The sequence below is a fragment of the Fibrobacter sp. UWEL genome (genome assembly GCF_900142535.1).
Lineage (GTDB): Bacteria > Fibrobacterota > Fibrobacteria > Fibrobacterales > Fibrobacteraceae > Fibrobacter.
In genome coordinates this window covers 93859-120752 of sequence record NZ_FRBE01000003.1, presented here as the reverse complement: position 1 = coordinate 120752, position 26894 = coordinate 93859, and the positions used below count along the sequence as shown (strand labels likewise).

At 50.2% G+C, this 26894-nt stretch carries 21 protein-coding genes and 1 tRNA gene; 13 read left to right on the top strand and 9 right to left on the bottom strand.

Going from position 1 to position 26894, the window contains the following annotated elements; translation table 11 throughout:
* Nucleotides 1–115: 115 nt before the first annotated feature.
* From BUB59_RS03255 to uvrA, 3 genes are all read right to left on the bottom strand, one after another.
* Complete coding sequence (locus tag BUB59_RS03255) at nt 116–781, bottom strand: hypothetical protein (protein ID WP_073225588.1); 666 nt, start codon at nt 779–781, stop codon at nt 116–118.
* Nucleotides 768–3017: a formylglycine-generating enzyme family protein gene (locus BUB59_RS03250; protein ID WP_073225586.1), complete on the bottom strand. Its 2250-nt coding sequence runs from the start codon at nt 3015–3017 to the stop codon at nt 768–770. The genes BUB59_RS03255 and BUB59_RS03250 overlap by 14 nt, the downstream gene beginning before the upstream one ends.
* A 104-nt stretch (nt 3018–3121) precedes the next feature.
* On the bottom strand, nt 3122–8440 hold the full coding sequence (gene uvrA / locus BUB59_RS03245; protein ID WP_073225584.1) for an excinuclease ABC subunit UvrA: 5319 nt from the start codon (nt 8438–8440) through the stop codon (nt 3122–3124).
* Nucleotides 8441–8499: 59 nt separating this feature from the next.
* On the opposite strand from uvrA, the gene BUB59_RS03240 reads away from it, so the two are divergent.
* Nucleotides 8500–8572: transfer RNA gene (locus BUB59_RS03240), tRNA-Ala, on the top strand.
* Between the two features lie 29 nt (nt 8573–8601).
* Nucleotides 8602–8844 carry a DUF1653 domain-containing protein gene (locus BUB59_RS03235; RefSeq protein ID WP_073225582.1) on the top strand — a complete coding sequence of 81 codons (243 nt, stop codon included), beginning with the start codon at nt 8602–8604 and terminating at the stop codon, nt 8842–8844.
* A 58-nt stretch (nt 8845–8902) separates the two neighbouring features.
* On the opposite strand, the gene BUB59_RS03230 is transcribed toward BUB59_RS03235, so the two are convergent.
* From BUB59_RS03230 to BUB59_RS03205, 6 genes are all read right to left on the bottom strand, one after another.
* Nucleotides 8903–11167, bottom strand: coding sequence for a hybrid sensor histidine kinase/response regulator (locus BUB59_RS03230; RefSeq protein ID WP_073225580.1), 2265 nt, complete (start codon nt 11165–11167; stop codon nt 8903–8905).
* 32 nt (nt 11168–11199) lie between these two features.
* Nucleotides 11200–12627, bottom strand: a complete 1428-nt coding sequence (locus BUB59_RS03225) for an MATE family efflux transporter (protein WP_073225578.1) — start codon at nt 12625–12627, stop codon at nt 11200–11202.
* Nucleotides 12628–12673: 46 nt separating this feature from the next.
* Entirely contained in the window at nt 12674–14599 is a 1926-nt protein-coding gene (locus BUB59_RS03220; RefSeq protein ID WP_073225576.1) for a CotH kinase family protein, read from the bottom strand.
* 199 nt (nt 14600–14798) lie between these two features.
* A complete protein-coding gene (locus tag BUB59_RS03215) occupies nt 14799–16592 on the bottom strand; it encodes an endo-1,4-beta-xylanase (RefSeq protein ID WP_073225574.1) in 1794 nt (597 codons plus the stop codon).
* 48 nt (nt 16593–16640) lie between these two features.
* Nucleotides 16641–17759 (bottom strand): acyltransferase family protein, encoded by a 1119-nt coding sequence (locus tag BUB59_RS03210; RefSeq protein WP_073225572.1) that lies wholly within the window; start codon nt 17757–17759, stop codon nt 16641–16643.
* Between the two features lie 53 nt (nt 17760–17812).
* On the bottom strand, nt 17813–18601 hold the full coding sequence (locus tag BUB59_RS03205; RefSeq protein WP_073225571.1) for a fibrobacter succinogenes major paralogous domain-containing protein: 789 nt from the start codon (nt 18599–18601) through the stop codon (nt 17813–17815).
* A 159-nt stretch (nt 18602–18760) separates the two neighbouring features.
* Here BUB59_RS03205 and ffh point away from each other — a divergent pair, with 159 nt between their 5' ends.
* The 11 genes from ffh to def all read left to right on the top strand — a co-directional run bounded on the left by ffh (nt 18761) and on the right by def (nt 26885).
* Nucleotides 18761–20125 carry a signal recognition particle protein gene (gene ffh, locus BUB59_RS03200; RefSeq protein ID WP_073225569.1) on the top strand — a complete coding sequence of 455 codons (1365 nt, stop codon included), beginning with the start codon at nt 18761–18763 and terminating at the stop codon, nt 20123–20125.
* Nucleotides 20126–20559: 434 nt separating this feature from the next.
* Nucleotides 20560–20937 carry a hypothetical protein gene (locus tag BUB59_RS03195; protein ID WP_073225567.1) on the top strand — a complete coding sequence of 126 codons (378 nt, stop codon included), beginning with the start codon at nt 20560–20562 and terminating at the stop codon, nt 20935–20937.
* The gene (locus BUB59_RS03190) at nt 20937–21419 is read left to right on the top strand and encodes a hypothetical protein (RefSeq protein ID WP_073225565.1); all 483 of its coding nucleotides are present in this window, start codon (nt 20937–20939) and stop codon (nt 21417–21419) included. Before BUB59_RS03195 ends, BUB59_RS03190 begins: the two co-directional genes overlap by 1 nt.
* A 239-nt stretch (nt 21420–21658) precedes the next feature.
* Entirely contained in the window at nt 21659–22096 is a 438-nt protein-coding gene (rpsP, locus tag BUB59_RS15690; protein ID WP_073225563.1) for a 30S ribosomal protein S16, read from the top strand.
* Between the two features lie 145 nt (nt 22097–22241).
* Nucleotides 22242–22808 carry a ribosome maturation factor RimM gene (rimM, locus tag BUB59_RS03180; protein ID WP_073225561.1) on the top strand — a complete coding sequence of 189 codons (567 nt, stop codon included), beginning with the start codon at nt 22242–22244 and terminating at the stop codon, nt 22806–22808.
* 7 nt (nt 22809–22815) lie between these two features.
* Nucleotides 22816–23520: a tRNA (guanosine(37)-N1)-methyltransferase TrmD gene (trmD, locus tag BUB59_RS03175; RefSeq protein ID WP_073225559.1), complete on the top strand. Its 705-nt coding sequence runs from the start codon at nt 22816–22818 to the stop codon at nt 23518–23520.
* A 15-nt stretch (nt 23521–23535) separates the two neighbouring features.
* Nucleotides 23536–23880 (top strand): 50S ribosomal protein L19, encoded by a 345-nt coding sequence (gene rplS / locus BUB59_RS03170; RefSeq protein WP_073225557.1) that lies wholly within the window; start codon nt 23536–23538, stop codon nt 23878–23880.
* A 30-nt stretch (nt 23881–23910) separates the two neighbouring features.
* Complete coding sequence (locus BUB59_RS03165; protein WP_083540149.1) at nt 23911–24822, top strand: cyclic nucleotide-binding domain-containing protein; 912 nt, start codon at nt 23911–23913, stop codon at nt 24820–24822.
* Nucleotides 24822–25754 carry a Crp/Fnr family transcriptional regulator gene (locus tag BUB59_RS03160; RefSeq protein WP_073225553.1) on the top strand — a complete coding sequence of 311 codons (933 nt, stop codon included), beginning with the start codon at nt 24822–24824 and terminating at the stop codon, nt 25752–25754. Before BUB59_RS03165 ends, BUB59_RS03160 begins: the two co-directional genes overlap by 1 nt.
* Nucleotides 25755–25806: 52 nt before the next feature.
* Nucleotides 25807–26325 (top strand): preprotein translocase subunit YajC, encoded by a 519-nt coding sequence (yajC, locus tag BUB59_RS14950; protein ID WP_083540148.1) that lies wholly within the window; start codon nt 25807–25809, stop codon nt 26323–26325.
* Between the two features lie 17 nt (nt 26326–26342).
* Nucleotides 26343–26885: a peptide deformylase gene (def, locus tag BUB59_RS03150; RefSeq protein WP_073225551.1), complete on the top strand. Its 543-nt coding sequence runs from the start codon at nt 26343–26345 to the stop codon at nt 26883–26885.
* Nucleotides 26886–26894: the final 9 nt, after the last annotated feature.

The following is a 26894-nucleotide window of genomic DNA, read 5'->3' as shown; positions in this document are numbered from 1 at the left end:
AGTTTACTCCCCTTCAGACAAAAAAGAATGGTCCCAAAGCGATGCTTTGAGGACCAATTCTTTTTAGGGGTTCCAAGGGGAGAACATCCCCTTGCATCTCTTTATACTTTAAACCTTAAGCTTTTTTCGCAGCCCTACGAGCTTTCAGTTCCACAACGATCGGTCGAATGATGGAGGCCAGGTTCATTGCGGTTCCGAAGAAAATCATGAACGTAGCCGCATAAAGTCCAACGCCAGGTTCCACCTTCAGGATAGGAACACCGACAGCGCCGCTCACCTCACCCAGCTGGGCCAGAGCGCCCCACATGGCAACCCAGGTCAACATCCCTAGGGTAATGGAGCCAAGAGGCGTAAAGAGAGCGAATACAGCCGAAAGGACAATGCCCAGAAGAATCACCCACAGGAAACTCATGGGAGGAAGCTGCGGGTAATCCGGAGTACGAGCCTTCAAGGCCGTGAGGAATCCGCTCTTCTCAAAGCGTTTCAATTCTGTTGCGCCCACTTCACTCATATCTTCTTCCAGATTAACACCAGAAATAAGCTTGTAAAGGGAAAGTTCCATCAGGACAGTTTCAGTCTTTTCCACCTGGGGAATCATCTGAACGGAATCCTGTCCCTCCACCTTTTTAGGAGTGAGGTTCGCACCCGTACAGGAAACAGTAGCAAACGGCATCAGAAGGGCAAAGAAAATCAACAGGTAAGGAATGGCAGTAAGCTTCTTGAAAAGCTTCATTTCCTTAGGCTTTTTTTCCTGACCCTTGATGTCATTATTTTTTGACATTTGCATCACCTTCAAAAACGGAAATGGGGAAAGCGCAGCGGAAACCGATTGCGTCAGACCAATAACGCGGATCTTCGTCATCACTTTCAGTAAGATTCAGACGGGCTTCCTTATCCTTCCAGGAACCGCCCTTATACACCTTGTGCAGACCCATTGCAGCACCTGTGGGGTTGGAGGATTCCACCCAGAAGGAGAACATGAAGTAGCTGTCGCGAGTCCATTCAGCAACGTTACCGGACATATCGTAAATGCTCCATGCGTTGGGCTTGCGGAGAGCAACCTGCTGGGGACCATAGCCAGGATTCTTCTTGCCCAGCTTGTAGGAATTGTCACGGAAGACTGCGTACTGTGTGGGATCCGGGTCTTCATCCAGGTTCCAGAGGGAGCCTTCATTATTATCTGCACGACCAGCAAATTCCCACTGAGCTTCCGTGGGAAGATCACCGCCAATCATCTGACAGAATGCACGAGCGTCGTCCCAGTTGATGTTGTGAACCGGCTTGTTGGGATCCACAAAGTGGGATCTGTCCTTAATTCTCTTGGTGGAGTCCGTACGATCCATAATATCTCTGAAGAACTGCTGGGTCACTTCAGTCGTCTGGATGGCAAAGGGAGACATGGACACCACACGACCGTAGTAGCGGAACTTGCCAGAATCCAGCAAGGCCACAGTACCATGTTCGCGATCGCGGACAATGCGGGGTGCATTCATCTTCACTTCAGCATCAATATCATTTGCACGCTGCAGAGCCAAAGCCAAACGTTCTGCGGCATCCTGGGCATCGGCAACCTGCTGAACCGTTTCTTCCTTGACATCATCCTTAGGACGGTTGAGCCAGGCCTTTACTTCTTCCTGATCGCGGATATGAGCCGGCAAAACGAATTCGCCCTTATTAGCCACTTCCGCACCATCGATGGTCACATCCAGACGGTCGTAGCGGTACTGGTAGCGGCCCAACAGAACACCCTGATTATAAATCCAGACGGGCTTGTTATTAGCCAAAGTCAAGGAGAGCTTCACATTGCCGGAAGTCAACTTGCCATAGAAGTCTGCAGGAGAAAGACCAACCACAGTACCAACCCATGCAACATCATAGCGGCCCTTTTCCTGACCGAAGAAAATCTTTACGGCTACAATAGGACGATCCTTGGACTGTTCATCGTATACCGGTTCTACACGAGCGGGTGCTATGGATCCACGAATGGGAAGGTTTTCCAGGCTATCCATCTTTGCGTGAATTGCACGACCAACTTCACCAGCACCACCCAGCTTATCACTGCGCCACTGGTCCTTGGCGTTGCGACGGGTCGTTTCAAAGCGCTTTACGTAATCCACATAGTTGTCGTCATCCTTAGCCACACCCAGCTTGAGGCTGTTTACTGCAGCAGGATAGATCTTTGTGAATTCATTGGTATCTACCAGAGACACATTGCTTTCCAGTTCACGGACGAATGCGTCGTACAGGGCTTCCACATCTTCCAGGGACTTGGCCTGAGCCACCTGATCCTTCGTAATGGAGATCTTGGCATCCTTATGAGCACCAGTAGTATCAGCCAGGGGAAGCTTCGGCTTAAGGGTCAAGGTCTGACCTTCCTGGATGGAAACTGCGTCTACGAAAGGCAGATAGCCGGGGGCAGAAAAGGAGAAGGCATACATGCCAGGAGCAAGAGGATAAACCAGGGAGGAAACCTGTCGAACAGCCTTGGTGATAGCCACCGTTTCCAGACCTGGAATGGAATTATCAATAGAGATGACACCCGGAAGGTCCGTTTCCTTCAGCTGCTGCCAACGGCCGTTCTTCATAAAGTACAGTTTCGGCACACGGGCGGAATAGATGTATTCCCTATCAAAATAGATATCGTTTTCATCCTGGAAGGCCTTGTTATTCTGGGTGGCGTAAAAGCGCATGGTCACCACTTCGGAGCCCTTCAGGTAGTTGTCCTTCAAGCTAAAGGCATGAAGTTTTTCGTAGGTTTTCAGGTTGGGCTGACCCACATACCAGTTGTATTCCTTGGGGCCAACTTTCTGACGGAAGTAGAAGGTATTGGTACGAAGAGGAATCTTGGGCGTTTCGGAAAGACTTAGGCCTTTCTTATCTAGGGCAATTTCAGTCTTGGACTGTAAGGCAACCCCATCCTTGAACATATTGGGGGCAATCTTGAAATTACGATCGCTATCGGCAAAGGAAATAGCCGGAACCAACAGCAAGAGAGGCAACAAATGTTTAAAAGACATAAAGTCTCCTTTAAATACAAATCTAAAAACGTCCAAAAGATGTCCATTTTCTTACGTAAAAATAACTTTTTTGTAAAACAGGACGTTACAATTCTCCAAAAACTCTAATTATTTGGTCCCATTTCCATTAAATGGCCACCTTCGGAACCTCCCACAGGGCCAAGTTCCACCTTCCAGTCCGCCAGACGGATAATATCCGGATGGTGTTCGATGACAATGACCGTGTCCCCGCGGGCAGAAAGCCTACGCATGAGATTCCACAGGATTTGAATATCCTTCAGGTGGAGGCCGGTGGTGGGCTCATCCAGCAGGTAGACCGTTTCCGTCGCCTTTTTCTTGGTCAGTTCCGCAGCCAGTTTCAAGCGCTGGTTTTCGCCCCCACTCATGGTAGTGACAGACTGTCCCAACTTTACGTAAGGCAAGCCCACATCACGAAGGGTCTCCAGCTTGGGAAGAATCTTGGGCTGGTCCTTGAAGAACTCGCAGGCATCAATGACACGCATGTCCAGAACATCGGCAATGTTCTTACCCTTGAAGGTAACCGACAGAGTTTCCTGGTTATAACGTTTTCCGCCACAGGCTTCGCAGGTTTCCCACACGTCGGAAAGGAAGTGCATTTCTACAGAAATGACACCTCGGCCCTCACAAGCTTCGCACCGACCGCGGGCTAGATTATAGCTGAATCGGCCAAAGTCAAAGCCCTTGATTTTGGACTGTTCCAGCTTGCTGAACAACTTGCGGATATCGTCGAAGACGCCGGTAAAGCTGGCGGGAGTACTGCGGGGCGTGCCAGAAATCGGACTCTGGTCCACCAGCAACACTTCCCCACTCTGTTTCTTCTTGCCGCGGGCCTGGAACTTCTTTTTCAGGGCCGGGTAGATTTCGTCCATGACCATGGAGCTCTTGCCGGAGCCGGAAACGCCACAAACCACACTGACCGCACACTTGGGGAACTTCACGGAAAGGTTCTTCAGGTTGTTATGATTCAGCCCGCTAAATTCATAGAACTCTGTAGAGTCCGTAATGCGAATGGGAGCCACCTCGTTAGCCACAGGAGTCTGATGAGTCAGGAACTTCACGGTTTCACTACGGGGGAACTGCTGAAGCGCATAAGGCTTGGCCAGCAACTGAGGGGAACCTTCCGCCACCACTTCCCCACCGAAGTCACCTGCGCCGGGACCCATATCGATAATATGGTCCGCAGCTTCCATCATCTTCTGGTCATGTTCCACTACCACCAGGGTGTTCCCCAAGTTGCGAAGTCGATAGAGGGTATCCAACAGCTTGGCGGTATCACTTTCGTGAAGGCCGACAGTAGGTTCATCCAGAACGTAGAGCACTCCTTCCAGGCCGCTACCAATCTGAGATGCCAGACGGATTCGCTGGGATTCGCCACCGCTCAACGTATCGCCGGCGCGGTCCAGGCCGATGTATCCCAAGCCCACCGACTTCAGGAAGTCCAGTCGCCCGATAATTTCTCGAAGGAGCGGTTCTGCAATAGTGCGCTTGCCCTCGGCATTTTTCTCGCCGTCAAAATCCACCTGGGCAAACCAATCCCGAGCATTGTCGATGCTCATGTGGTGAACATCCATAATGTTCTTACCAGCGATGCGGACTGCAAGATATTCCGGTTTCAGGCGTTCCCCCTGACAGCTGGGGCAAGGCTTTGCAGCATCCTTCTTGCTGTCCTTCAGATAACCGAGGCCAAGACATGTCTCGCAGGCGCCCCAGTGAGTATTAAAGCTGAAGAGCTTTGGATTGAGGGAACTATCCATATACCAGCCACATTCCGGACAGCCCGGCTTTTCGCTGGCGGCTAGACGTTCATGACCTTCGGCGTCCACAAACAGAATGCCGTTCCCATCGCGGTAGGCACGTTCAAAAGCTTCCACCAGACGGGCGCGGTTTTCTTCCTTGACGATTACCTGATCCACTACAGCCAGGAGTTGCTTTTCACGGGTAGGAATTTTAGGCAGAGGCAAGTCCACCAGTTCCTTCCCCAGGTAAACTTTCCGGTAGCCCTTTTCCGTCAGGATCTTGGAAGTCTTGATGACATCCTTCAGTTCAAACGGAGCAAGGACGGTCACCATCTTGCCTTCGTCACGGTTGAAGGCCAACTGCATCAAATCGCCGGCAGCGTAGGAATCCACAGGCTTCCCGCAATGGAGGCAGTGAGGCGTTCCCGCGCGGGACCAGAAAATACGGAAGTAGTCATAAATTTCCGTGAGGGTGGCCACTGTACTACGAGGGCTCTTGCTAGCGCTCTTCTGGTCGATGGCAATAGCAGGAGCAAGACCGGAAATGGAATCGATGGAACCACGGTCCGGACGACCCAGGAAGCGGCGAGCGTAAGTACTCAAGGTTTCCACAAATCGACGTTGGCCTTCGCTGAACAATGTATGGAAGGCAAGGCTAGACTTACCAGAGCCAGAAACACCTGTAACTACCGTCAGCTTGTGGCGGGGAATGGTCACATCAATATTCTTCAGGTTGTGCTTGCGAGCGCCACGAACTTCAATATCCAAAGACGGGCCTTCCGTTTCACCAGCAGTTCCCTTGATGGAAGAGGCGAAGGCATTGTAACGCGCCTTGTTATCTGCCAGAGCGCCCATCAGCTTACTCATGGGCTTGTTCTCCCCATGTTTCTTTGCCAATACTGGCGCTAGGTATCTACCGGTTTCAGATTTCTTGGATTTCGCAATCTGTTCCGGAGTACCGGTGGCCACGATCTTACCGCCGTGCACGCCGGCGTCGGGGCCCAAGTCAATAATCCAGTCCGCGCACTTGATCACATCCAGATTGTGTTCAATAATCACAATGCTGTTGCCCAGGCTGCGAAGACGATTCAGGCAGTCCATGAGTTTACGAATATCTTCGAAATGGAGTCCGGTGGTAGGTTCGTCCAGTAAGTACAAAGTTTTGCCGGTACCAGGCCTACGCAATTCCGAGGCAATCTTGATTCGCTGGGCTTCACCACCACTAAGCGTTGTGGAAGGCTGTCCCAAAGTCAAGTAGCCCAAGCCCACTTCGCACAGCAGGTTCAATGGTTGCGCGATTTTTGAAATGTCCTTGAAAAATTCCGCCGCATCGCTAATGCTCATGTCCAGAATTTCAGAGACATTCTTACCCTTGAAATAAACTTCGCGGGTAGCGTCGTTGAAACGCTTACCGTTACAGACTTCACAGGTCACCTGGACGGAGGGCAGAATGTGCATATCCACCACCTTAACGCCAGCGCCTTCGCATGCGTCACAGCGACCGCCCTTCACATTAAAGCTGAAGCGGCTCTTGGTATAACCGCGGATCTTACTTTCTTCCATGCCAGCGAAAAGATCGCGAATATCGTCCCAAATCTTGGTATAAGTGGCGGGATTGCTTCGCGGGGTGCGGCCAATAGGCGTCTGGTCAATTTCGATGACCTTGTCAATATTCTCGATGCCTTCCAGATGGTCGAACTTTCCAACAGGCTCTTCGGAATTGAAGAAAATGCGAGCCAATTCACGACGGAGAATCTGGTTCACCAGCGTACTCTTGCCGGAGCCGGATACACCCGTCACGACAGTCAATGCACCATCCAGAGGAATCTCCACGTCAATATTCTTCAGGTTGTTTTCCGTAGCCCCGCAAACTTTCAGCTTGGGAGTTTCCTTGGTAATCTTCTTCCGCTCGCTGGGAATTTCAATAGCCTTACGTCCACTCAGGTACGCGCCGGTTAGAGAAGCCTTATTCTTTTCCAGTTCGTCTACAGTACCTGCGGCAATAATGCGTCCGCCTTCCACGCCGGCGCCAGGACCTACGTCAATGACGTAATCTGCATGACGCATGGTATCCTCGTCGTGTTCCACCACAATGAGGCTGTTCCCTTGAGCTCTCAAGTGCTCCAGCATTTCCAGCAGCTTATCGTTATCTCGCGGGTGCAAGCCAATGCTGGGTTCGTCCATCACATAAAGCACACCCTGGAGCCCAGCGCCCACAGCACTAGCCAAGCGAATACGCTGCGCCTCGCCACCGCTCAACGTAGAAGCCTTTCGGGAAATGTTCAAGTAACCAAGGCCCACCGCATTCAAGAAGCTGAGACGACCTCGAATTTCCTTCAGGATTTCACGGCCAATATGCTGCTCGCGATCGCTTAAGTCCAGCTTGTTAAAGAACTCTACGGATTTTTCTACGGACCATTCCGTCATTTCCGTCAGGTTTACCCCGTGGAACTGAACCGCATTGGCACAGCGATTGATGCGGGTCCCCTTACACTCGGGACACACCCCGATGTTCATGTACTTTCGGAAGTGGTAAATGTGCCACATGTCCCAAAGCTCCTGGATAATATCAATGACGCCCCGTTCGCTTCCGCTGGGAGTGCCATGGAGAATAGCCTGCTGTTGAGCCGGCTTCAGTTTATTCCAGGGAGTGTCAAAGGTAAACTTCATCTCGTTCGCGATGGTACGCAGGTTGCGCCAACCGTAATCGCTAAACAGCAATGTACCCGTATCCTTTTTCTGGACGGCAAGAGCGCCCTGTTTCAGGGACAAAGTCTTATCGGGTACAATCAAGTCCACATCAAATTCGCAGGATTCGCCCATGCCCTTACAAACAGGGCAGCGACCCTTGGGATCGTTAAAGCTGAAGAATCTCGGTTCCAGTTCCGGAATGGAAATGTTACACTTGGGGCAAGCCAGCAGCGTACCCTGCAGGCGATACTCCCCTTCGCCGAACAAAAAGCTTACCAGCTTTCCATCCGTCAGCTTCAACGCACCTTCCAGAGCTTCGCGAAGGCGGCTCATATTCTTACGTTCCAACGTCAGGCGGTCTATCACCGCTTCGATGGTGTGCTTCTCGTAACGTACCAAGGCAGGAACCTCCTCGATACGATAGATGGTCCCATCCACACGGGCGCGGACGAAACCATTTTCCTTCAGTTCCGAAAGTTCCTTGCGATATTCACCCTTACGGTCCTGCACAATAGGCGCCATCACCGTCACTTGCTTGTTTTCGTCGCTGGCGTAAAGGTTATCTACAATCTGGTCCACCGTCTGGGCCTGGATTACACGGCCGCAATTGGGGCAATGAGGAACGCCAAGTCGGGCGAACAGCAAGCGGTAATGATCCAGGATTTCCACCACCGTACCCACCGTACTGCGAGGGTTGCGATTCACCGTTTTCTGGTCGATGGAAATGGTGGGAGAAATTCCGCGGACGCTTTCCACTTCGGGATGCTTCATGCGGCCAATGAACTGGCGGGCATAAGCGGAAAGAGACTCCACGAAGCGACGCTGCCCTTCCTGAAAAACCGTATCGAAGGCAAGGCTGGACTTACCAGAACCCGACACACCGGTGACCACCACAATAGAATCACGGGGAATGGAAAGGCTTACATTTCGGAGGTTATGTTCATGAGCGTCGCGAATTTCAATAGACTTGGTCATATCTTCAATATAGTAAACATTTGAGCATATTTCAATATTACTATATTTAATGCCATTCCGGGGATATAGCTCAGTTGGTAGAGCGACTGGTTCGCAATCAGTAGGTCATGGGTTCGACTCCCACTATCTCCATTATCAAGCCTAGTCCAAGCAGGTAAACGATGTCCGAAAAACGCGAAGTGAAAATCCACGGCCTCTACCGTCATTTCAAGAACCGCCTCTACATCGTGGAAGACGTGGCCTTCCATTCCGAAACAACGGAAGAATATGTGGTCTACCGCCGACTGTACGGAGACAACTCCCTGTGGATTCGCGAGAAGAACATGTTTCTCAGCGAAGTGGACCACGAGAAATATCCCGACGTAAAACAGAAATACCGCTTCGAGCTGGTGGAAGAACTTTAAAACGAAAGCCTCCTTGAGATTTCCCAGGGAGGCTTCCTTCATATTACCGAAAAAAAAACTAGCGGAAATATTTCAGCAGGGCCGCAAAAAGCTTCTCCGATTCCACAGGTTTTGAAACGTGGTCGTTCATGCCTGCAGCAAGAGCCTTTTCCCGGTCCTCCTCGAAGGCATCGGCGGTCATGGCAATAATGGGCAACCCCGCAAGATCCTTACGTTCAGAATTACGAATATTGCGGGCGGCCGTATAGCCGTCCATCACAGGCATCTGAATATCCATCAGTATCAAGTCGAAATAGCCGACTTCGCTCTTTTCCAAAGTTTCGCAGGCAACACGACCATTTTCTGCAATCACCAGCTCCGCACCGGATTCCTTCAGCAGGTGCTTTGCGATAATCTGATTCATGCGGTTATCTTCTGCCAGAAGGATACGTTTACCCGCAAACTGGTTGGGTTCCACATGAACATCAACAACTTCCTCGGGCTGAGCAGCATCCAGGCCGCAAGTCTGCACGTCACCAGCCTTAGAGAAGTTCAAGTCCACCGTAAATTCCGTACCCACATTCTGAGCGCTCTTGACGGAAATGGATCCGCCCATCATATCCACGAGAGTCTTGGCGATGGACATGCCAAGGCCAGTTCCCTGAATGCCGCTGACCGTACTTGTCTTTTCGCGTTCGAAGGGGACGAAAATGTTCTTGAGGAATTCCTGAGACATACCAATGCCGGAGTCCTTCACCACAAAGCGATAACCCGCACGTTCAGGCATACCACATTCCTGTTCCGTAATGGACAAGTCCACAACGCCGCCTTCCGGAGTAAACTTCACCGCATTGCTCAGGAGGTTCAACAGTATCTGTTTTAAGCGCAGCTTATCGCATAGTACCATGCGGTCCTTGTCGATTTCCATATTCAAGTTGAACTTCAACTGACGGGCGGCAACATCATCATGGAGAATGGTATTCAGTTCATCCACAATTACAGCCACATTTTCTGGCTTCTCGGACAAGTTGATACGACCACTTTCAATGCGGCTCATGTCCAGCACATCATTAATTAAGGCAAGAAGGTGCTTATTGGCAACAGAAATCTTATCCAGATAGTCACTGACCTGGGCTGTATCTTCCACATGCTGCTGGGCAAGCTTGGTAAAACCCGTAATCGCATTCATGGGCGTGCGAATATCGTGACTCATGTTATTCAAGAACACGGTCTTGGACTTATTTGCAGATTCTGCAGCAGAGAGAGCCTTCTGCAAGCGATTCATCTGCTCCATTTCCTTCAGCTTTTCCTTATGGATTCTACGTGTAGCCAGAAGTACACCCGAAGCGTTTTCGTTTCCATCACGCTTCACGGCAATCATGCTAATCTCGCTCCATTCCATACTATGATTCGTGTTGTCAACAGCCGAAGACAGGAACTGCATGGAAATCATATTGCGAGCAACAAGCCTTTTACCAATGGTTTGCAAGTCCGTAAATTTAAGCATTTCTTCGCGGAAGACTTCCACCACGAACTTCTCACAGAAAATTTTCATCCGGTGGGTAGCATTTTGACCGCTTTTACCAAACAAGGAATGTGGCTGCGGTAAAGAAACTAGCTCGATGTAATCATCCGTCTTCAAGTCGATATAATAAAGCGTGGTATAGATATTTCCCAAGGAACGGAACATATCCATCTGGGATTCCAATTGATCGTAGGAATCCTGAATACGCTGCTGGTTATCCCTGTTACGTTTGATTACAATTCTGTTGTTGGCTCGGGCAGTATTCGTAATGCCAGCGACGAAAAAGCCTACGATGGACCACACCACCACATTCATCACATCGGAATGAAAAATACTGGGCGATTTAAACTGCTGGGCAACAAACAGGAAGGCTATATCAGCGCACACAACCAACAACACACCATTCATGGGCCTCAAGCAAAACAGCATGGGCAACACAATGATCATTACCACAAAAGCAAGAGCATAGGAGTCCGGATCCAGAACCGTGCCGATAGTAATACCCAGCGCAAACAAGGTCACGTTAAAGAACAAAGTCAATGCGGCAACAAAATAAGGAGAGTTCTTCTTGACGAATTTAGCAAGGGCGAAGATTACCAGTTCCACAGCGGCAATCAAGGCATAGGAAGCCGCATTTTCGTGGTACATGTCATCAAAAAATTGCGTATAGAAGGCCAGAACGGACATCAGCAAGCACATGGATGCCGACACCATCACCAGAAGAAATCGATTTTCCTTCTGGATTGCAGGCCATATCAAATTCCAATCTGATTCCTTCAGATTGGCATACAGCAGGTAATTCTTTAATTTTTCAAACATCTTAGTTCCAAAAATAGCAACAGAGGGGTCACCTACATCTTGTCCAGCACATGCCTACGCCATTTTCCACCTTTCCAGCGAAGGAAAAACAGCACCGGCGCTGTTCCATAAACGCAAACCACAATGATCCATGCGTAATGGGCAGGCATCTTCAAAACATAGGCAGCAATATACAAGGCAATCGCATTAAACCAGTTCATGATGCCGCAAGCAATCATCACCCATACGGTATCCCCAGCCCCACGAAGGGCGCCGCAGTAAATGACCAGCAGAACTTCCACAAAAATATAGAGAGTGGCAAATCGAAGCATAAAGATGCTCATGGGTCTGGCAGTTTCAAAAATCGCAAGCGCTTCTGCCGCCGCGGTAGAATCCGGTCGGAAAATATCCGCCAGCACACCAGGCAGGAACACCAGTAAAACGCCAATAATCAGGGAATAGCCCCAGCCCACCTTCACTCCGGAATACGTAGAGCGAGTTGCCGCAGCCGCCTGTTTTGCCCCCACATAGCGTCCCACCAGACTGGTCGACGCCACTTCAAGCCCCATCAGGGGAACGTAAGCCACCATGTCCCAGTTAAACATGACAGAAGCCGCGGTAGCTTCCACCGGGCCCAGGCCATGGAACAGCAAGATCAGCAGCTGGAACGCAGACATATTCAGGAACATTTCCACGCCAGAAGGTAAACCACGCTTCAGCAGCTCTTTCATCTGGTCTAGATTGACCTTCAAATGGACTCGGGTACCAAAGCGGGCGTTATTCCTCTTGCTGAAATAAACCGCAAAAAGCATCACCGTAGAGACGATATTTCCAATGACCGTACCGTAAGCGGCCCCGGCCACACCTAAGCGTGGAATGGGACCACAACCGTAAATCAAGAGGTAATTGCAGGCGATGTTCACCAGCATGCCCACGAAGGCCGCCTTCATGATCACCTTCGTCTCACCAATACCGCTAAAGAAGCAGGGAGCCGCATTTCGAATCAGGCTCACCACCCCACCGAACATCAGAATATTGAAGTAGGTTTTCTGATGGACCAGCTGGTCAGCCGCCACCCCCTGAACATCAAAGATGGCATGTCCCAACGGGATGGTCAAATACAGCAGAGGAACGCAAACGATGGAAAGGAAAACCGCCTGCATAAACACGCTGGCACATTCATCCTTCTTGCCAGCCCCGAATCGTTGGGCCACCATGGCGGTGGTATAGCTGATCATTCCCGTAAAGAACGTGGTAAGTACCAGATTCATACCGCCAGCGCCCAGGCTGGCATTCATTTCCGCAGGACCAAGCTTACTCAGGAAAAGGCGATCCACGAAAGTCATCAAGGTATCGAAAGACATGGACAAAAGCATGGGAAGTGCAACAACTAGCACATCCCGGATGTCCCCATTCTTTCGGAACTTTCGTTTCCCTAAGGATTTCTCGATTTGTCTTTCTTCTACAGCGCTATTCAGCATTGCGTTACCGCATTATTTTCTCCGGCAACGCAAGATAGAAATTTTCTTACTGGAAGGTGGCTCCATAGGATGCCGTTTCCGTCGGAATCACAATGCGGGGATTTTCGGTAGAACCGTCTTCCCAGCCCACGAAACCTTCTCCCTTGGCGGTAAGCACCATGGCATTTCCTGCGAAGAACGAGCCCGTATAGTTTGTACTGGGCAGAGACATTCCATCCAGAAGGATTTCACCATTGCCAGCAACAGCAAAGGAAACATCCACGTCGGCACCCAGGCCATATTCCTTACGCCATGCGCTACGGTTAACCGCATCACGTTCTTCAGCCCATTCCTTGATGCAACTACCCGTCACAGAGAAACCCTTACCGCAGGAGTTCTTGTAATACAGTTTTTCACGATCGAACTTTTTCATATCACGTTCAGATTCTGCATCGGGAATGGTAGCCGCAATACGATTGGTCGCTTCCGTCACCCTTTCGGAATTCACATAGGTGGAATAAAGCACGGCAGCACGGTTAACAAACACTCGCTTGAACTGAGGATTGGTATTCAGTTTCACAAATACATTGTGGAAGCAAACAGGTTCGTTGTTGCCTCCATTCTTGTTACTGCAAGATCCGTTCCCACCCTGCTTAATCCAGGAGAACATGTTGATGCTCTGGGAGAATCCGCTAACGCCCCATTCCCAGTCAAAACCGTGGTCCAGGTCGTATGCCACAAACTTCCACTTCTGAGTCCCAGAACGCCATACGCGAAGGTTGTTGTTGGGCCAGTCACCGTTGTGGTAGTAGATTTCTGCGGCCATATATTCCATATAGCTCTGCATATTCATGCGGGCCTTGATGGCTTCATAAGCAGGACTATCATCTGCAGACAAGTCACTATTGAAAATGAAGTTCAGCAAATCCAGATAGTCATCGGTAGTACCACCGCTAGCTTCCACTTCATGGCCAGCATGCTTAATGAAGTCCACCGCTTCAGCATCAATACCGTAATTGGTTTCCACGAAATGTTCGTTCAACTTTTCACGCATGTCGTGAATGCCATAATAGAGACCGTTATAGAAAACAACCACCTGGCGGGAACGCTGGTAATCCACTTGGGTTCCTTCCAGAAGGCTGGTGGCCATGGCGTCTTCCAGATAGTCGCTAACAAAGCGGTTACCGTTATTACGAAGGATAAAACCCTTGAACTTTTTCTGGTAGGGGCGTGTTTCAAACAGAGGGTATCTGAAGTGGCCCTTCTGAAGTTTCTTCTTCATATTCAGGGAAAGGGACTTCTTTTTCTGATTACGGCTGTAGCCACCCATGATGGAGGCTTCCATATCCACTTCAAAAGCCTTCACGTCCGTCTTGCTGCCGCTGGGGAAATATTCCACATGAGCAACCACAGAGGTATCCAACCAGAAATCAGCTTCCTTACAGGGATCCGGTTTACAAGGTTCTTCCTTCAGGATTTTCTTGTAATACCAAGGCGGAACAGTCACGGCCACCACAGGCATGGCAACCGATTCCCCAACAAAGTAGGTTTCCACGGACTGAGCCGCAACGGAATCCCCAATAAATTCAGTACAGCGAGCCACTGCAGAAGTATCAATCGTTACAGGACCTTCTATTACAGCGGTTTCAAGGGTGGGTTCATTGCCATCAAAAGTACAACGAATCTCGCCACCATATTCCGGGGCAGGAATTTCTACAGACAAAGCCTTATCGTAAAAACCTGCAGCAGGCAAAGCCACCTTAGGCAAGGATTTTTTCGTCAGGCCGTTTTCCTTGACACCTTCGGCCTCCCAGTCGGTCACTACGATTTCGTCCTTGGCGGCTTCAGCAGCCTGTTCCGCTTCCTTTTCGGTAGAGGGAGGGGTTGTAGAAGAAGGGGAAGAGGGTTTATCCGAATCTTCAGAACAGGAGGCCATAAAAAAGCCCATACCCAAGACCAACGCAGCGCAACCAAAACGCTTAAAAATCTTCATCGCAACATCCTTCTCCTCAATGGAGATTCCAAAATCCGCTGGGGAATATAATTTTTTGCCCCCGCCTAGTCAAGAAAACGTCTGTATACAAAAAATAAGATGTGACGATGAATACAGTCAAGTATTTAAAAAAGCGGCCCCGGACAAGTCCGGGACCACTAGGGGGGTTAGGAGGATCTTCAGCTCTTCCTAGAGCAAATTACTTCACTTCGATTTCGGTAGTCTTGCCACCGACGGTTACCTGGTACTTACCCTTGAAACCGCGGAACTTGGCAACGCCATTTTCGTCGGCAGTTGCGGTAGCTTCGGTAGTCCAATCCTTGTGCCACAGGTCGTAAATCTTCGTTGCAGCAGGCTTTTCGGAGCCGTCGGCGCGGATGATACCGCCGTTCTGCACCCAGTGACGGTTATCCCAGAAGCCCCACATCACAATGCCGTTGACTGCGGGATGACTGAACAAGGTACGGAGAACCTTTTCATATTCGCTAGCCTGTTCTTCTTCGCTAATGGTCAGACCCTTGTCCCAGGCGCCAAAGTCAAGTTCGGTCACCTTGATGGGCAGGCCCAAAGTAGCAAGCTTGTCCAGGCGTTCACGAATCAGGGCGGGAACCACAGGACGAGTACCAAAGTGGCACTGAACACCGATACCCATGACAGGCACCTTACGGTCCAGCATACCCTTGATGAGACTCATGTAGCGATCAGTTTCACCAGCAGCCACCACCTGGTAATCGTTAATGTAGAGAATTGCTTCGGGATCAGCCTGGTGTGCCCAGATGAAGGCGCTATCCAGATAGTTGATGCCGCAAAGGTTAGTGGTATACATTTCGTGGATCGGTTCGTTCCACACGTCGTATTCCACAATCTTGCCCTTGTATTCCTTCAGGTCGCGATCAATACGAGCCTTCAGCTTCTTGCCGAAATCTTCGCACTGGCTAGCCTTATTGGGGTTAGAGAAATGCTTGTCGAAGCCGTAGCCCTGGTGAGCCCAGTACAGAGCGTGACCGCGGAGGGACCAGCCATTTTCCTGAGCAAACTCCACGTAGCGATCCATTTCTTCACGGAGGGGCTTGCCTTCCTTACGTTCGTATTCCGGCCACTTGAACTGGTTTTCAGTCACAGCGTGCCAGAAGTACTTCTTGGCGGCAGCCTTATACCACTGTTCCGTGCTGTCCTTGTCCGGACCATAGAAAGCGAGAGCGGTACCGAAGGGGAAATCATGACGGAGAAGCTTAACGGAAACTTCTTCACCCGGCTTTGCCTTCACTTCGAAATCAGACTTGCGGATTTCATCGATACGGGTATCTGCTTCAGCATACCAGGTAGTGTCAAGATCACCCTGCTTTTCAATAGCCACGTTATCGACCTGAATCCAACCCTTCTGGATACCAATCTGGAAGGTAACGTTATTCAGACCATAGCCCTTCTGGTCAGCAAGGAAGGTCATGGAATAAGTCTGCCATTCCGGAGTCAGAGAATAGGAAGCGCTTTCCTTCTGCTTGTATTCCGTATCAGGACCACCCTGAACCACGGCATTCATAGCCATGTTACCTCTGGCCACGAAGGAAAGAGTATAATAAGTGGAATCAGCCAGGAATTTAGGCGGCTGCAGCTGCAGACCCCACCAAGGATCCGGAAGTTCCTTCACAATCACCTGGGCACCATTGGAGCAGTTCACACCAAGACCCTGAACACCAATCTGGCTTTCCACCTTGGCAGTCTTGCGGCCATCTTCCTTGATCCACAAATACCAACCGCCGTCGCCATATTCCATGTCGCCATTGGTCATCTTGTTGGATACAGGAATTTCCTCGAATTCTTCGGGATTGCAGCCTGTGGGAGGAGGAACATCCGCATTTGCAGAGGAGGCCGCCATACTAGCGGGGCCACCTGCAGTAGAGATTACAGAGGGAGTTGCGTTTTCGCTGGCAGCACAGCCCACCAAAGCGGCCATGGGCAGAGCAACAAGAGCTGTTTTCAAGGATTTGCGCATAAATACACCTATTTATTTTAGGTAGAATATAATCATTCCAGCAAAGTTTTACTTCTTTCGAAACGGAAAACTACGCAAAACTGTATCAAGCGTCATTTTGAATACAAACCCGATACCCAAGGAAATCAGGAAGACAATCCCACCATAACAGATGTAATAGGCAAAACATCCCAACTCAGAACTTCCGTTACCAAAATAGGCCAGGATTTCATAACGCCACTGAAGAGTCCTGCTAATCACCAACTGATGGAACAGATAAATGGCGAAGGTGCAACTTCCAAGAAAGTTAATGACATAGGCGAGAATTCCGCCCTTCTTGATCAAGCTCCCCAGGGAATAAATCACCAGGAAAAGCCCCACCGCACTGGCAAAACAAAGAGACGTCTGCAGCCACCTATAACGATTTTCCACGAATCCAAACTGGTTGAACATATAGGTTTGCAGTCCATACTTCAAGGAGAAGGACAGCAAATACATCGCAAGACCCGCCAATCCAAGCTTTAGCTTGCTCAAATTTTCCTTCTTCATCAGCAAGGAAAGTTCATAGCCCAAAATGAGGAAGATGGTACAATAGCCCCAGAGGAACTTATCCACATCCAGTAAGACCATTCTAAAGAAATACTGAACGTCCGCAACCACGGCGCCACCTATGGCCACCGCCAGCAAAATACGTCGCATTTTATTTCGTTCAGGCTTGTCCTGGCACAGGAACGCAAACATAGGGAAGAAAAACACGAAGGACAAATAGGTACAAACGTACCACAGGTGATCCCCCGGCAACAGCATGAACACGAAATGGCCAAGATACCCCCAGTCCTTGGGAACAAAGCCATCCACCGGCGAAGCAAACCGACTATACAGAATGCTGATGAGGATATAGATAATCGTCGGGATGTAAATGCTAGTAAGAAAAGATTTCGCCCTATAGACAAATGTCTTCCCAATTTCCTGATCGGAAGTCACCCGATTAAAGAAGAAAAAGCCTGTCACCAACAAAAAGAGGGGAACATCATCGGCCACTAAAGTAGATACCCCCAATAGACCTTTTGACAGCTGCCCCCCAATCACAACCGCAAACTGACTGTGGGCAAAAATAACCAACAGGCAGGCAATAATTCGAATCAACTCAATTGCAGGATCTTTGGCCTTTAAAGCAAATATTTTCATAACGAGCCCCAAAAAATGAGCGAAGAATATAATCTAAAAAAGCCTCACTCACCTCATTCAGAGTCGCGGAGACAACGAACCGACAACGCGTTGTACTTACGGACGTTGCGCGCGATGGCGCGCTCGTGGCTGTAGGCGAAGCCCACGTAGTAGGCGGAGATAGAATCGTTCTCAGAACTAGTCCAGAAGATGGCGCCGTCGCCAACGTCGTGGAAGTAGTCGAGGTTGCTGGTGGAGGAGTAGCCAGCAGGGAGAGCCGAGAACCCGAACGCATTCGTTCCTTCCCCACTACGACGCCACCCGCTGAGGGATTTGAGTTTAGTACCGGCGACGCTAGTCCCACCTACTGCGGTAAACAGAGTGTTCCATTCATCATCGTTTGGCAAGTGCCAGCCCTCAGGACAGACTCCACGCACCAAGATCGCTGAGCCTGCCGAAGCGCAAGTCTTGCCGTAGCCGCAGCCCTTGCCTGCAGTACTGAATACAGCAGCAGAGTCCATGGCTGCTGACCACAGGTACAAGCGACCATAATGGACACAGAAATGGGCATCATTGTTGTAGCAGACACTGGAGGAATCTAAACTTGACGTGGGTTCGTTATAGGCGTAATTCAAGTTTTCCGCCATCCAAGTTTGATCGCCGATGGTTACGGTCTTGTAGGTTTGGTTGTCACGAGCATCCGTTAGGGTATTTGCTGCGGCATCATAGCCATCCTTAATGCTAGAGTCATCAATTTCACATGGGGTAACACTGGAGTCAGAATTTCCGCCGCAAGCGACGAATACAGACATCATGGCGACCATAGCCACACACAAAGTGGCCCTCAAAAAAACAGTTTTCATAAAGACTCCTAACTTACGCCCCATGAAATCTAAAAAAAAACGTAAATGATGCATGTAGATTATGCAATTCGACACATCCAAAATCGGGGGTTATTTTTCCTCATATTCCCCATTGTTCATTGTTCATTGTTCATTGTTAATTCCTATATTTGCCCCACTATGTTTTCAATGCTGACTGATTCTCTAGAAAAGACCCTCAAGAACCTGCGTGGGCAGGGCAAACTTACCGAAGAAAACGTTGCGGAATCCCTCCGTGAAGTTCGTCGCGCCTTCCTGGAAGCAGACGTGAACTTCAACGTCACCCGCGACTTCGTGAAGGCCGTCAAGGAAAAGGCACTGGGTGCCGACGTCCTGACCTCCGTGACCCCGGGTCAGCAGATCGTGAAGATCATCCACGACGAACTGGTAAACGTCATGGGTGGCGAAACTAAGGAAATTAACTTGAATGCCCCCGCTCCCGTGGGCATCATGATGGTGGGTCTCCAGGGTTCCGGCAAGACCACCTTCGCAGGTAAGATTTCTCTCTGGATGCGTACCAAGAAGAAGCGCAAGCCCCTCCTGGTGGCAGCAGACGTGTACCGCCCCGCCGCTATCAAGCAGTTGCAGGTGCTAGGCAAGTCCATCGGCATTCCCGTCTACGACGAAGGCCAGGGCAATCCCGTAGAGATCATCAAGCATGGTTATCAATACGCCAAGGACAACGGTTTTGACCTGGTCATCTACGATACCGCAGGCCGCCTCCAGATCGACGAAGAATTGATGCAGGAACTGGAAAAGGCCCAGGAAGCCGTCCACCCGGACGAAGTCCTGTTCGTTGCCGACGCCATGATCGGTCAGGAAGCCGTGAACGTTGCCGAAACCTTCTGGCAGCGCCTCAAGTTCACCGGCGTCTGCCTTTCCAAGATGGATGGTGACACCCGTGGCGGTGCTGCCCTGTCCATCAAGAAGATGACCGGCGTACCTATCTGCTTTATCGGTGTGGGCGAAAAGCTGAACGAAATCGACCTGTTCCATCCGGACCGTATGGCCAACCGAATCCTCGGCATGGGCGACGTAGTCTCCCTGGTGGAAAAGGCCCAGCAGGTCATCGACGAAAAGGATGCCAAGGACCTGAAGAAGAAGATCCTGAACAACACCTTCGATCTCAATGACTTCCTGAACCAGCTCCGCACCATCAAGAAGCTGGGTAGCATCAGAAGCATCATGAGCCTGATTCCCGGTCTGAACAAGCTCCCGCTGGACAACTTCGACGAGAAGGAACTGGTCTATGTGGAAGCCGTCCTCAGTTCCATGACCCCCAAGGAACGTAAGAACCCCAGCATCATCAACGGTTCCCGTAAGGACCGTATCGCCAAGGGTTCCGGTACCGAAATCGGTCGCGTGAACGCCGTGCTCAAACAGTACGAGTCCATGAAGGAAATGTTCAAGAAGGTTGGCGAAATGGCCCGCAGACAGAATGGCGGCGCCCAGATCGGTTCCAACTACACCCCTCCCCAGAATAAGAACAAGAAAAAGAAGCACTAAGCATTTCCAATCCAGCCTCTGGATATTAGAAAAGGACGCCGCAACAAAGCGACGTCCTTTTTTCAACCACCAAACTCATTACATCAGAATGAAGGAGCAAAGACCGATTGTTGCGATCACGCCCCAAATAGTCTCTACAACGGGAGCATACAGCTTAACAGACTTCTTTTCCATAAACACCTCGCTTTTGAGTTGTAAGGGTCACACCCCCCTTACATTCATAAAGTAGATTCTCCCTCCCTCAAAAAACATCGGTACACCACAAGTTCCATGGACTAGAAATCAACGACCATTTCGACTTGGAATAATACTCGAGCCAATAATTTACGGTGGAAAATTGCACTCTGGAAAATTCCAAAATGGAATACCCTCCATTTCTTTTTTTTATTTTGTATGTACACCTTTAAATCATTGCAAACTTGTAAGGATAACACATGGCTGAAGAGAACAGCGTAGATCAGAACATTGGTGTAGACGAAAGCATCACCGCAGTCTATAAGACATACATCCAGAGCCTCAATACCCAAATCCAGACGCTCCAGAATACCCAGTCCACCCTGGAAGGACAGGCTAAGCAGCTTCAAGTCCGCGTTGAAGGGCTGAAAGACTCCCTCGCCCTCATGAATACAAGAATTGCCCAGCTGGAAGCCTCCACCAAGAGTCTTCCCAACACCGTCTGGGGAGTAATGTCCACCCCCTATGGCGCAGGCATCGTCATCGTTTTCATCATCGCCCTGGTTCTCATCGCCCTCAAGAAGGGATTTTCCATTTCCAAGGGAAACACTAAGATTTCTGTAGGAGAAGACAAGTAATGAAGAAGATCGCAATTGTATTAGTAGCATTCCTGTGTTCTTTCGCCATGGCCCAGATGGACCCGAGCAAGAAATTGATCATACTCCCTATGATCGTATCCGCCACAGACCTGACCAACTTGAGCCAAGCCCAGTACAACGTACACTTCAACCTGGCAGACAAGAACTTAGTGCAAGGTATTAACGAATTGGCAGGAAAGAATCTTTGTGAACGAGATCGTTTTGCCGCCGCCGTTGGAAGCGCAGTCTGTTCTCATGAAGTGAAATTCACCGAATCTTCTTCCGATAAGGCCAACATCATTATTACAGATGCGGAAGTCAAGGCAGAAGGCAAGGTTCTAGTGGTCTGCACCCAGAAGTTCAACGGCTGCGATTTGACTATCGGAAAGGAAAAAGGCTTCGATATGGACACCGAAAGCATGAAATCCAAGGGTTTCGTTCCGGATCCAACCCTGAAACAGCGTCGTCCGGGCAAGAAATAGCCCCATAAAAGCTGATTGTTCCATAACATTATCGTAAGCACAAAAATGGCGAAATTCGAAAGAATTCGCCATTTTTCTTTTAAATCACCAGTCTATTATCCTTAATTTATATGTAAAGAACGGATTTTTTTTCGTTGCCGTCCTTTACACACAAAGGTCTTGTTGCTATATTTGGCGACAGTTAAAAAAAGGTCCTGTATAGGGCTTAAACGTTCAAAACAATAAAAAGAGGTCCAAAAATGGCAACCGCTATCCGTCTTTCTCGCTTTGGTAAGCGTCACAACCCGATCTACCGCGTAGTCGTTATCGACAGCCGTAAGGCACGCGACGATAGCTTTATCGAACAGGTCGGTTTCTACAACCCCAACACCAAGACCCCCGAAATCAAGTTCGATCAGGAAAAGGCTCTCAAGTGGCTCGTTACCGGCGCACAGCCGTCCGACACCGTTCGTAGCCTCCTGAAGCAGGCTGGCATCATGGAACTCTTCCACGAACTCCGCGCTGGTCGCTCCATCGATGGTAAGGTTGCTGCTCCCAAGGCTGCTAAGGAAAAGAAGGCAAAGCTCGGTCCTAAGGCTCTCGCCAAGATCGAAGCTGAAAAGGCTGCTAAGGCTGCTGCAGAAGCAGAAGCTGCTGCCGCTGCTGAAGCTCCCGCAGAAGCACCTGCAGAAGCTTAATCCAAGCTTTTTAAAAGAACCTCGTGCATCACTGCGCGAGGCTTTTTTAAACGGGATCGAAAGGTTCCGACCCCTTTGTAACCACCTTCCATATACAGTATCCGCTTTTTAGTTTACTGTAGTCAGATTCCCACCCACGTCTTTAATGTCTGAATCCGAAGCACAAGAAGAGTATATCACCGTCTGTCAGCTCATGCGCACTCATGGCGTCAAGGGCTACATCAAGGCGATGCCTCTGACTCACGACTTAACTCGTCACGAGAAGCTTACGGATGTGATGCTAAAAAAGACCAATAGCGAACTGGTTAAACTGACGGTGGAAGATTCCAGGCTGGCAAATGACCTGTGGTTGCTTAAATTCAAGGGGTACGACACCCCCGAATCCATTACCCACTTTGTCAATGGCGACTTGATGATTCCTGAATCCGAGCGCATTCCCGCCCCCGAGGGCGAGTACTACATTGACGACCTGGCTGGATTCCGTGTCAAACTGGAAGATGGCAGAGAAGTTGGCGAGGTCATTGAGGTTCAAGAGCTCCCCACCGTCTATGCCTTCCAGATCAAGTTTGATCTGGAGTACCAGAAAGAATTTTCCGCTAAGCCTATTCTGGCACCTTGGGTCGACGACTGCATTTTGGAAATCGACGAAGAAGGCGAGAGCATTACCTGCGGCGCAGACTACCTCAAGAGTATGTGCCCGGGGGAAAAGTAGTTCAGTGATGAAAATTGACTGCATTACCATTTTTCCGGAAATGTTCACCCCCATGAAGACATCTATCATGGGTAGGGCCCAGAATAAGGGACTTATGGAATTCAACACTGTCTACCTGCGAGACTTCGCCATTAACGATTATGGTCAGGTAGACGACGTCCCCTACGGCGGCGAGCCGGGCATGGTCATCCGACCGGAACCCCTGGCAGCAGCTATTCGTAGCACTGGCGTCAAGGAAGATGGCGGCAAGGTCATTTATTTGACCGCTGACGGCGTGCCCTTCACCCACAAGATGGCAGCAGAACTTTCCAAGGAAAGTCACCTGGTCCTCATCTGCGGGCACTACAAGGGCATCGACGACCGCATCCGCCAGTCCGAAGTGGATCTTGAAATCTCCATAGGTGACTTCGTTGTCAGTGGTGGTGAATTGCCCGCCATGCTGGTAACAGACGCAGTAGTCCGCCTTATCGACGGCGCACTTGGCAACCGCGAATCCGGTGATACCGATTCCTTTGCCCAGGGCGTACTTGGCTGGCCGGTCTACACTCGTCCAGAAGTTTTTGAAGGAAAAAAGGTTCCAGATGTGCTTCTCTCGGGCCATCACAAGAACATTGCAGCCTGGAGGCGCCAGGAATCGTTAAAAAGAACGGAAGAAAGGCGCCCAGACATCTTTAAAAATCTCGAAAGAGATACTAAATTTGGCATCAAATAATTAACGAGGTACATTATGTCCCTGAATATCGAAGCACTCCAGAATGAAAACGTGAAGACCGACCTTCCCGAATTCCGCGCTGGCGACACCGTCACCGTGAACGTTAAGGTTATTGAAGGCACCAAGGAACGTATCCAGCCGTTCAAGGGCGTCATCATCCAGGTCAAGAACTCTGGCATTTCCAAGACTATCACCGTTCGTAAGATGTCCAGCAACGTCGCTGTTGAACGTATCTTCCCGGTAAACAGCCCCCGTATCGCCTCCATCCTCCTGGATCGCCCGGGTAAGGTCCGTCAGGCTCGCATCTACTACATGCGCGACCTCCGCGGTAAGGCTGCTCGTATCGACGAACGTCAGTAATCTACTGCGTTTTAGCGGATATCCGACACCATGAATATGGCGGATTCCCGACAGCAACTAGTCCCGCCCACGCAAATGCGCGTGAAGGCGGGATTTGTTGTTTATGCACCGGACAGCGAAGAACGTTGCATAGTCATCCTGAATGACGGGGAACTCGAAGCTCGCGAAAAGGACAGCCCCCATAAAATCGTCTTTACCATGCATCCGGGAGACTTGGTTGGAGTAGCATCCCTCCTGGAACGTGAACGTTTCAAGTACCAGCTGGTAGCCAGCCGGGATTCAGACGTTACTATCATTAACGAAGAATGCATGGAATCAGAACTGAAGCGACTGCCCCTATGGCTCCTTGCAACGATTCGATCCTTCGGTTCCAGAACCCGCGACTTAAAGCTTGCCAGCCAGAAGAGTAACATTGAAAACGAGCTTCTCAGCCTGGCAGAATTCCTGAGCCATAAACCCTCCAAGGAATACCTCCCCCTCCAGGATCTCCTTCTGGAATATACCTTCCTGTCCAGACTTCGCGCCGTAGAGATTATCCAGGCATTCAAAGGCCTTGCCCGACGCCACTTTATTGAAATCAAGTCCATAGACAACAAGGAATGTTGCAAGATTCCGGACACACGCCTGCTGGAAACTTACGTGGACTATCAGGCAGCCCGCAGCAAGGAAATTCCCTTCCCGCCTTACACCTTAAGTAAGATCCAGAGAAAGCTTATCGAACTGTTGGCGAGAAAATCCGGCAGCGGCCCTCGTGAAGGAGCCAGCTGGGTAAAGTTCCTGTCCGAAAATGTACCTGAGGCAACCCTCTCCGACTGGCTCATCCTAAAGAACATCGGATGTTTCAGTGACTGCGGGGACGGCAATTTTGCGATCCACATCAACAGTCTGGCAAAGACCTACTTGGCGCTCCTCTTTGAAACAAACATCAAGGGGGTTCTCTAATGCAGTACGCATCTCGCGAAATCATCTGCCGTGAAGGGGAATTCATCAACGCCCTCTATATTGTCAAGAAGGGTTTCCTGGAAGGAACCTCCCTCCAGACAGGCGCCAAGAATGTTTACGGTCCCGGCTCCATCGTAGGCGAATTCTGCCTGGTGGAAAACAGTCCCATTGCGGAAACCATCAGTGCCCAGTCCGATTGCGAAATCCAGATAATTGAGGGCCAGACCCTAAAGGACGCCCTTCAGCAGGAACCCTCCTGGATTGGATCCATCGTCCAGTTCCTTTCCCAGCGATCACGCATTGCCGAAGGGGATTTCCGTAAGAGTCTTAAAGTTCGTTCCCTTCCCTCCATTCTCTACCTCCTGTCCACAACCGCTAAAGGCCGTCAGGAAGCAGAAGTTAGTTTATCTGTACTAACCGAGAAGATGGGACATCTCGCCAATCTTCCTGTAGACATTACCAAGGAACTTCTCCAGATTTTACAGGAAATGGACCTGCTGAAGCTCCAATCCACCACCGTCAGGATCAAGAACTGCAATGTGGTGGAAATGCTCTACAAGGCAATTCTCCATAGGGCTCTGAAAAAGGAAACCTCTCCCAACATTCTTTCCATCACCGAACAGATGGTCCTGAAGGCAGTTATCAAGGCCGCCCAGGAAAGTACGGAGCCCCTCAACAACGGAACCTGCGTCGTCTCCTCAGCAAACCTCGTTGCCATTGCCAAGAAGGTAACCTTCGGCATGACCCTCACCATGAGAAATATCATGCCCCTGCTGGACAAAAAAATTCTTACCTGTTCCGCCACGGCGCCTATCGAAGCCACAACATCCATTGAATCCATCCACTCCTTCTCCGGAGACCTGGACCACATCATCGATTTGATGGAACTGAACCGCATCTTCCCTCTGCTGGACAAGAAGCTGGTTGAATAATTTTCTAAATTTGCGTCAGTTAAATTTCACCCCTTAAACCAAAGGTTTAAAAATGAAGATCAAGTTGTTCCTTGCCGCTCTCCTCACCGCAGCTGCATTCACTTTTGCTGAAGGCGAAGCCGCTCCCGCAGCAGCACCCGCAGCACCCACTCTCTCTGCCGCACCTGCAGCAGAAGGCTCTCTGGCAGCAGCAGCCCAGCAGGATGCTCCCGCAGCAACCGCAACTGCAACCGAAGCAGCAGCCCCCGCAGCCGAACAGGAACAGCCCAGCATGCTGGGTGGCATGATGCCCATCATCCTCCTCTTCGTTGTCATGTGGCTCTTCTTCATCCGCCCCAAGAACAAGGAAATGAAGCAGCAGGAAGCTATGCGCAAGTCCCTCAAGAAGGGTGACAAGGTCATGACCGCAGCAGGCATCATCGGTGTTGTAACCAACATCGACGAAACCTCCACCGTCATTACCGTCCGCACCGGTTCCACCACCCTCATCGACTTTGAAAAGGCCGCAGTTCTCCGCGTGCTCAACGCAGAAGCCAAGCCGGCAGAAGCAAAGACCGAAGAAAAGAAGTAATCTAAGGCAGGGTATTTATGGCAATCCTCCCCATCCGAATTTACGGTGATCCGGTTCTCCGCAAGAAGTGCGAACCCATTACCGAAATCACTCCTGAACTGCGCCAGCTGGCTCGTGACATGCTGGAAACCATGTACGACGCTCCGGGTTGCGGCCTCGCTGCCCCCCAGATTGGCAAGAACATTCGCCTGGTCGTCATTGACACCGCAGTTCCCGGCGAGGAGGATCCCCGCCCCTACATCATGTTCAATCCCGAATGGGAAGCAGAACCTGATGCAAAGGTTGTGGAATATGACGAAGGCTGCCTTTCCGTCCCCGACATTTTCTGCAACGTGAACCGTCCGGACAAGGTTTGCGTCCGTTTCTTCGACATCAACGGTGAAGCTCAGGAAATCCATAATTGCGACGGCCTTTTCGGTCGCTGCATCCAGCACGAAGTGGATCACCTCAGCGGCGACCTGTTCGTGGACAAGATTTCCACTGCAGACCGCACCATGAACCAGTCCAAGCTGAAGAAGATGGCTAAGGACACCCAGACCAAGCTGAAAGGCAAGCGCTAAAAACATACA

Excerpts from the sequence above, each read along its gene's own strand:
- BUB59_RS03255 (WP_073225588.1), bottom strand. The coding sequence starts at position 781 with ATGTCAAAAAATAATGACATCAAGGGTCAGGAAAAAAAGCCTAAGGAA.
- BUB59_RS03250 (WP_073225586.1), bottom strand. The coding sequence starts at position 3,017 with ATGTCTTTTAAACATTTGTTGCCTCTCTTGCTGTTGGTTCCGGCTATT.
- uvrA (WP_073225584.1), bottom strand. The coding sequence starts at position 8,440 with ATGACCAAGTCTATTGAAATTCGCGACGCTCATGAACATAACCTCCGA.
- BUB59_RS03235 (WP_073225582.1), top strand. The coding sequence starts at position 8,602 with ATGTCCGAAAAACGCGAAGTGAAAATCCACGGCCTCTACCGTCATTTC.
- BUB59_RS03230 (WP_073225580.1), bottom strand. The coding sequence starts at position 11,167 with ATGTTTGAAAAATTAAAGAATTACCTGCTGTATGCCAATCTGAAGGAA.
- BUB59_RS03225 (WP_073225578.1), bottom strand. The coding sequence starts at position 12,627 with ATGCTGAATAGCGCTGTAGAAGAAAGACAAATCGAGAAATCCTTAGGG.
- BUB59_RS03220 (WP_073225576.1), bottom strand. The coding sequence starts at position 14,599 with ATGAAGATTTTTAAGCGTTTTGGTTGCGCTGCGTTGGTCTTGGGTATG.
- BUB59_RS03215 (WP_073225574.1), bottom strand. The coding sequence starts at position 16,592 with ATGCGCAAATCCTTGAAAACAGCTCTTGTTGCTCTGCCCATGGCCGCT.
- BUB59_RS03210 (WP_073225572.1), bottom strand. The coding sequence starts at position 17,759 with ATGAAAATATTTGCTTTAAAGGCCAAAGATCCTGCAATTGAGTTGATT.
- BUB59_RS03205 (WP_073225571.1), bottom strand. The coding sequence starts at position 18,601 with ATGAAAACTGTTTTTTTGAGGGCCACTTTGTGTGTGGCTATGGTCGCC.
- ffh (WP_073225569.1), top strand. The coding sequence starts at position 18,761 with ATGTTTTCAATGCTGACTGATTCTCTAGAAAAGACCCTCAAGAACCTG.
- BUB59_RS03195 (WP_073225567.1), top strand. The coding sequence starts at position 20,560 with ATGGCTGAAGAGAACAGCGTAGATCAGAACATTGGTGTAGACGAAAGC.
- BUB59_RS03190 (WP_073225565.1), top strand. The coding sequence starts at position 20,937 with ATGAAGAAGATCGCAATTGTATTAGTAGCATTCCTGTGTTCTTTCGCC.
- rpsP (WP_073225563.1), top strand. The coding sequence starts at position 21,659 with ATGGCAACCGCTATCCGTCTTTCTCGCTTTGGTAAGCGTCACAACCCG.
- rimM (WP_073225561.1), top strand. The coding sequence starts at position 22,242 with ATGTCTGAATCCGAAGCACAAGAAGAGTATATCACCGTCTGTCAGCTC.
- trmD (WP_073225559.1), top strand. The coding sequence starts at position 22,816 with ATGAAAATTGACTGCATTACCATTTTTCCGGAAATGTTCACCCCCATG.
- rplS (WP_073225557.1), top strand. The coding sequence starts at position 23,536 with ATGTCCCTGAATATCGAAGCACTCCAGAATGAAAACGTGAAGACCGAC.
- BUB59_RS03165 (WP_083540149.1), top strand. The coding sequence starts at position 23,911 with ATGAATATGGCGGATTCCCGACAGCAACTAGTCCCGCCCACGCAAATG.
- BUB59_RS03160 (WP_073225553.1), top strand. The coding sequence starts at position 24,822 with ATGCAGTACGCATCTCGCGAAATCATCTGCCGTGAAGGGGAATTCATC.
- yajC (WP_083540148.1), top strand. The coding sequence starts at position 25,807 with ATGAAGATCAAGTTGTTCCTTGCCGCTCTCCTCACCGCAGCTGCATTC.
- def (WP_073225551.1), top strand. The coding sequence starts at position 26,343 with ATGGCAATCCTCCCCATCCGAATTTACGGTGATCCGGTTCTCCGCAAG.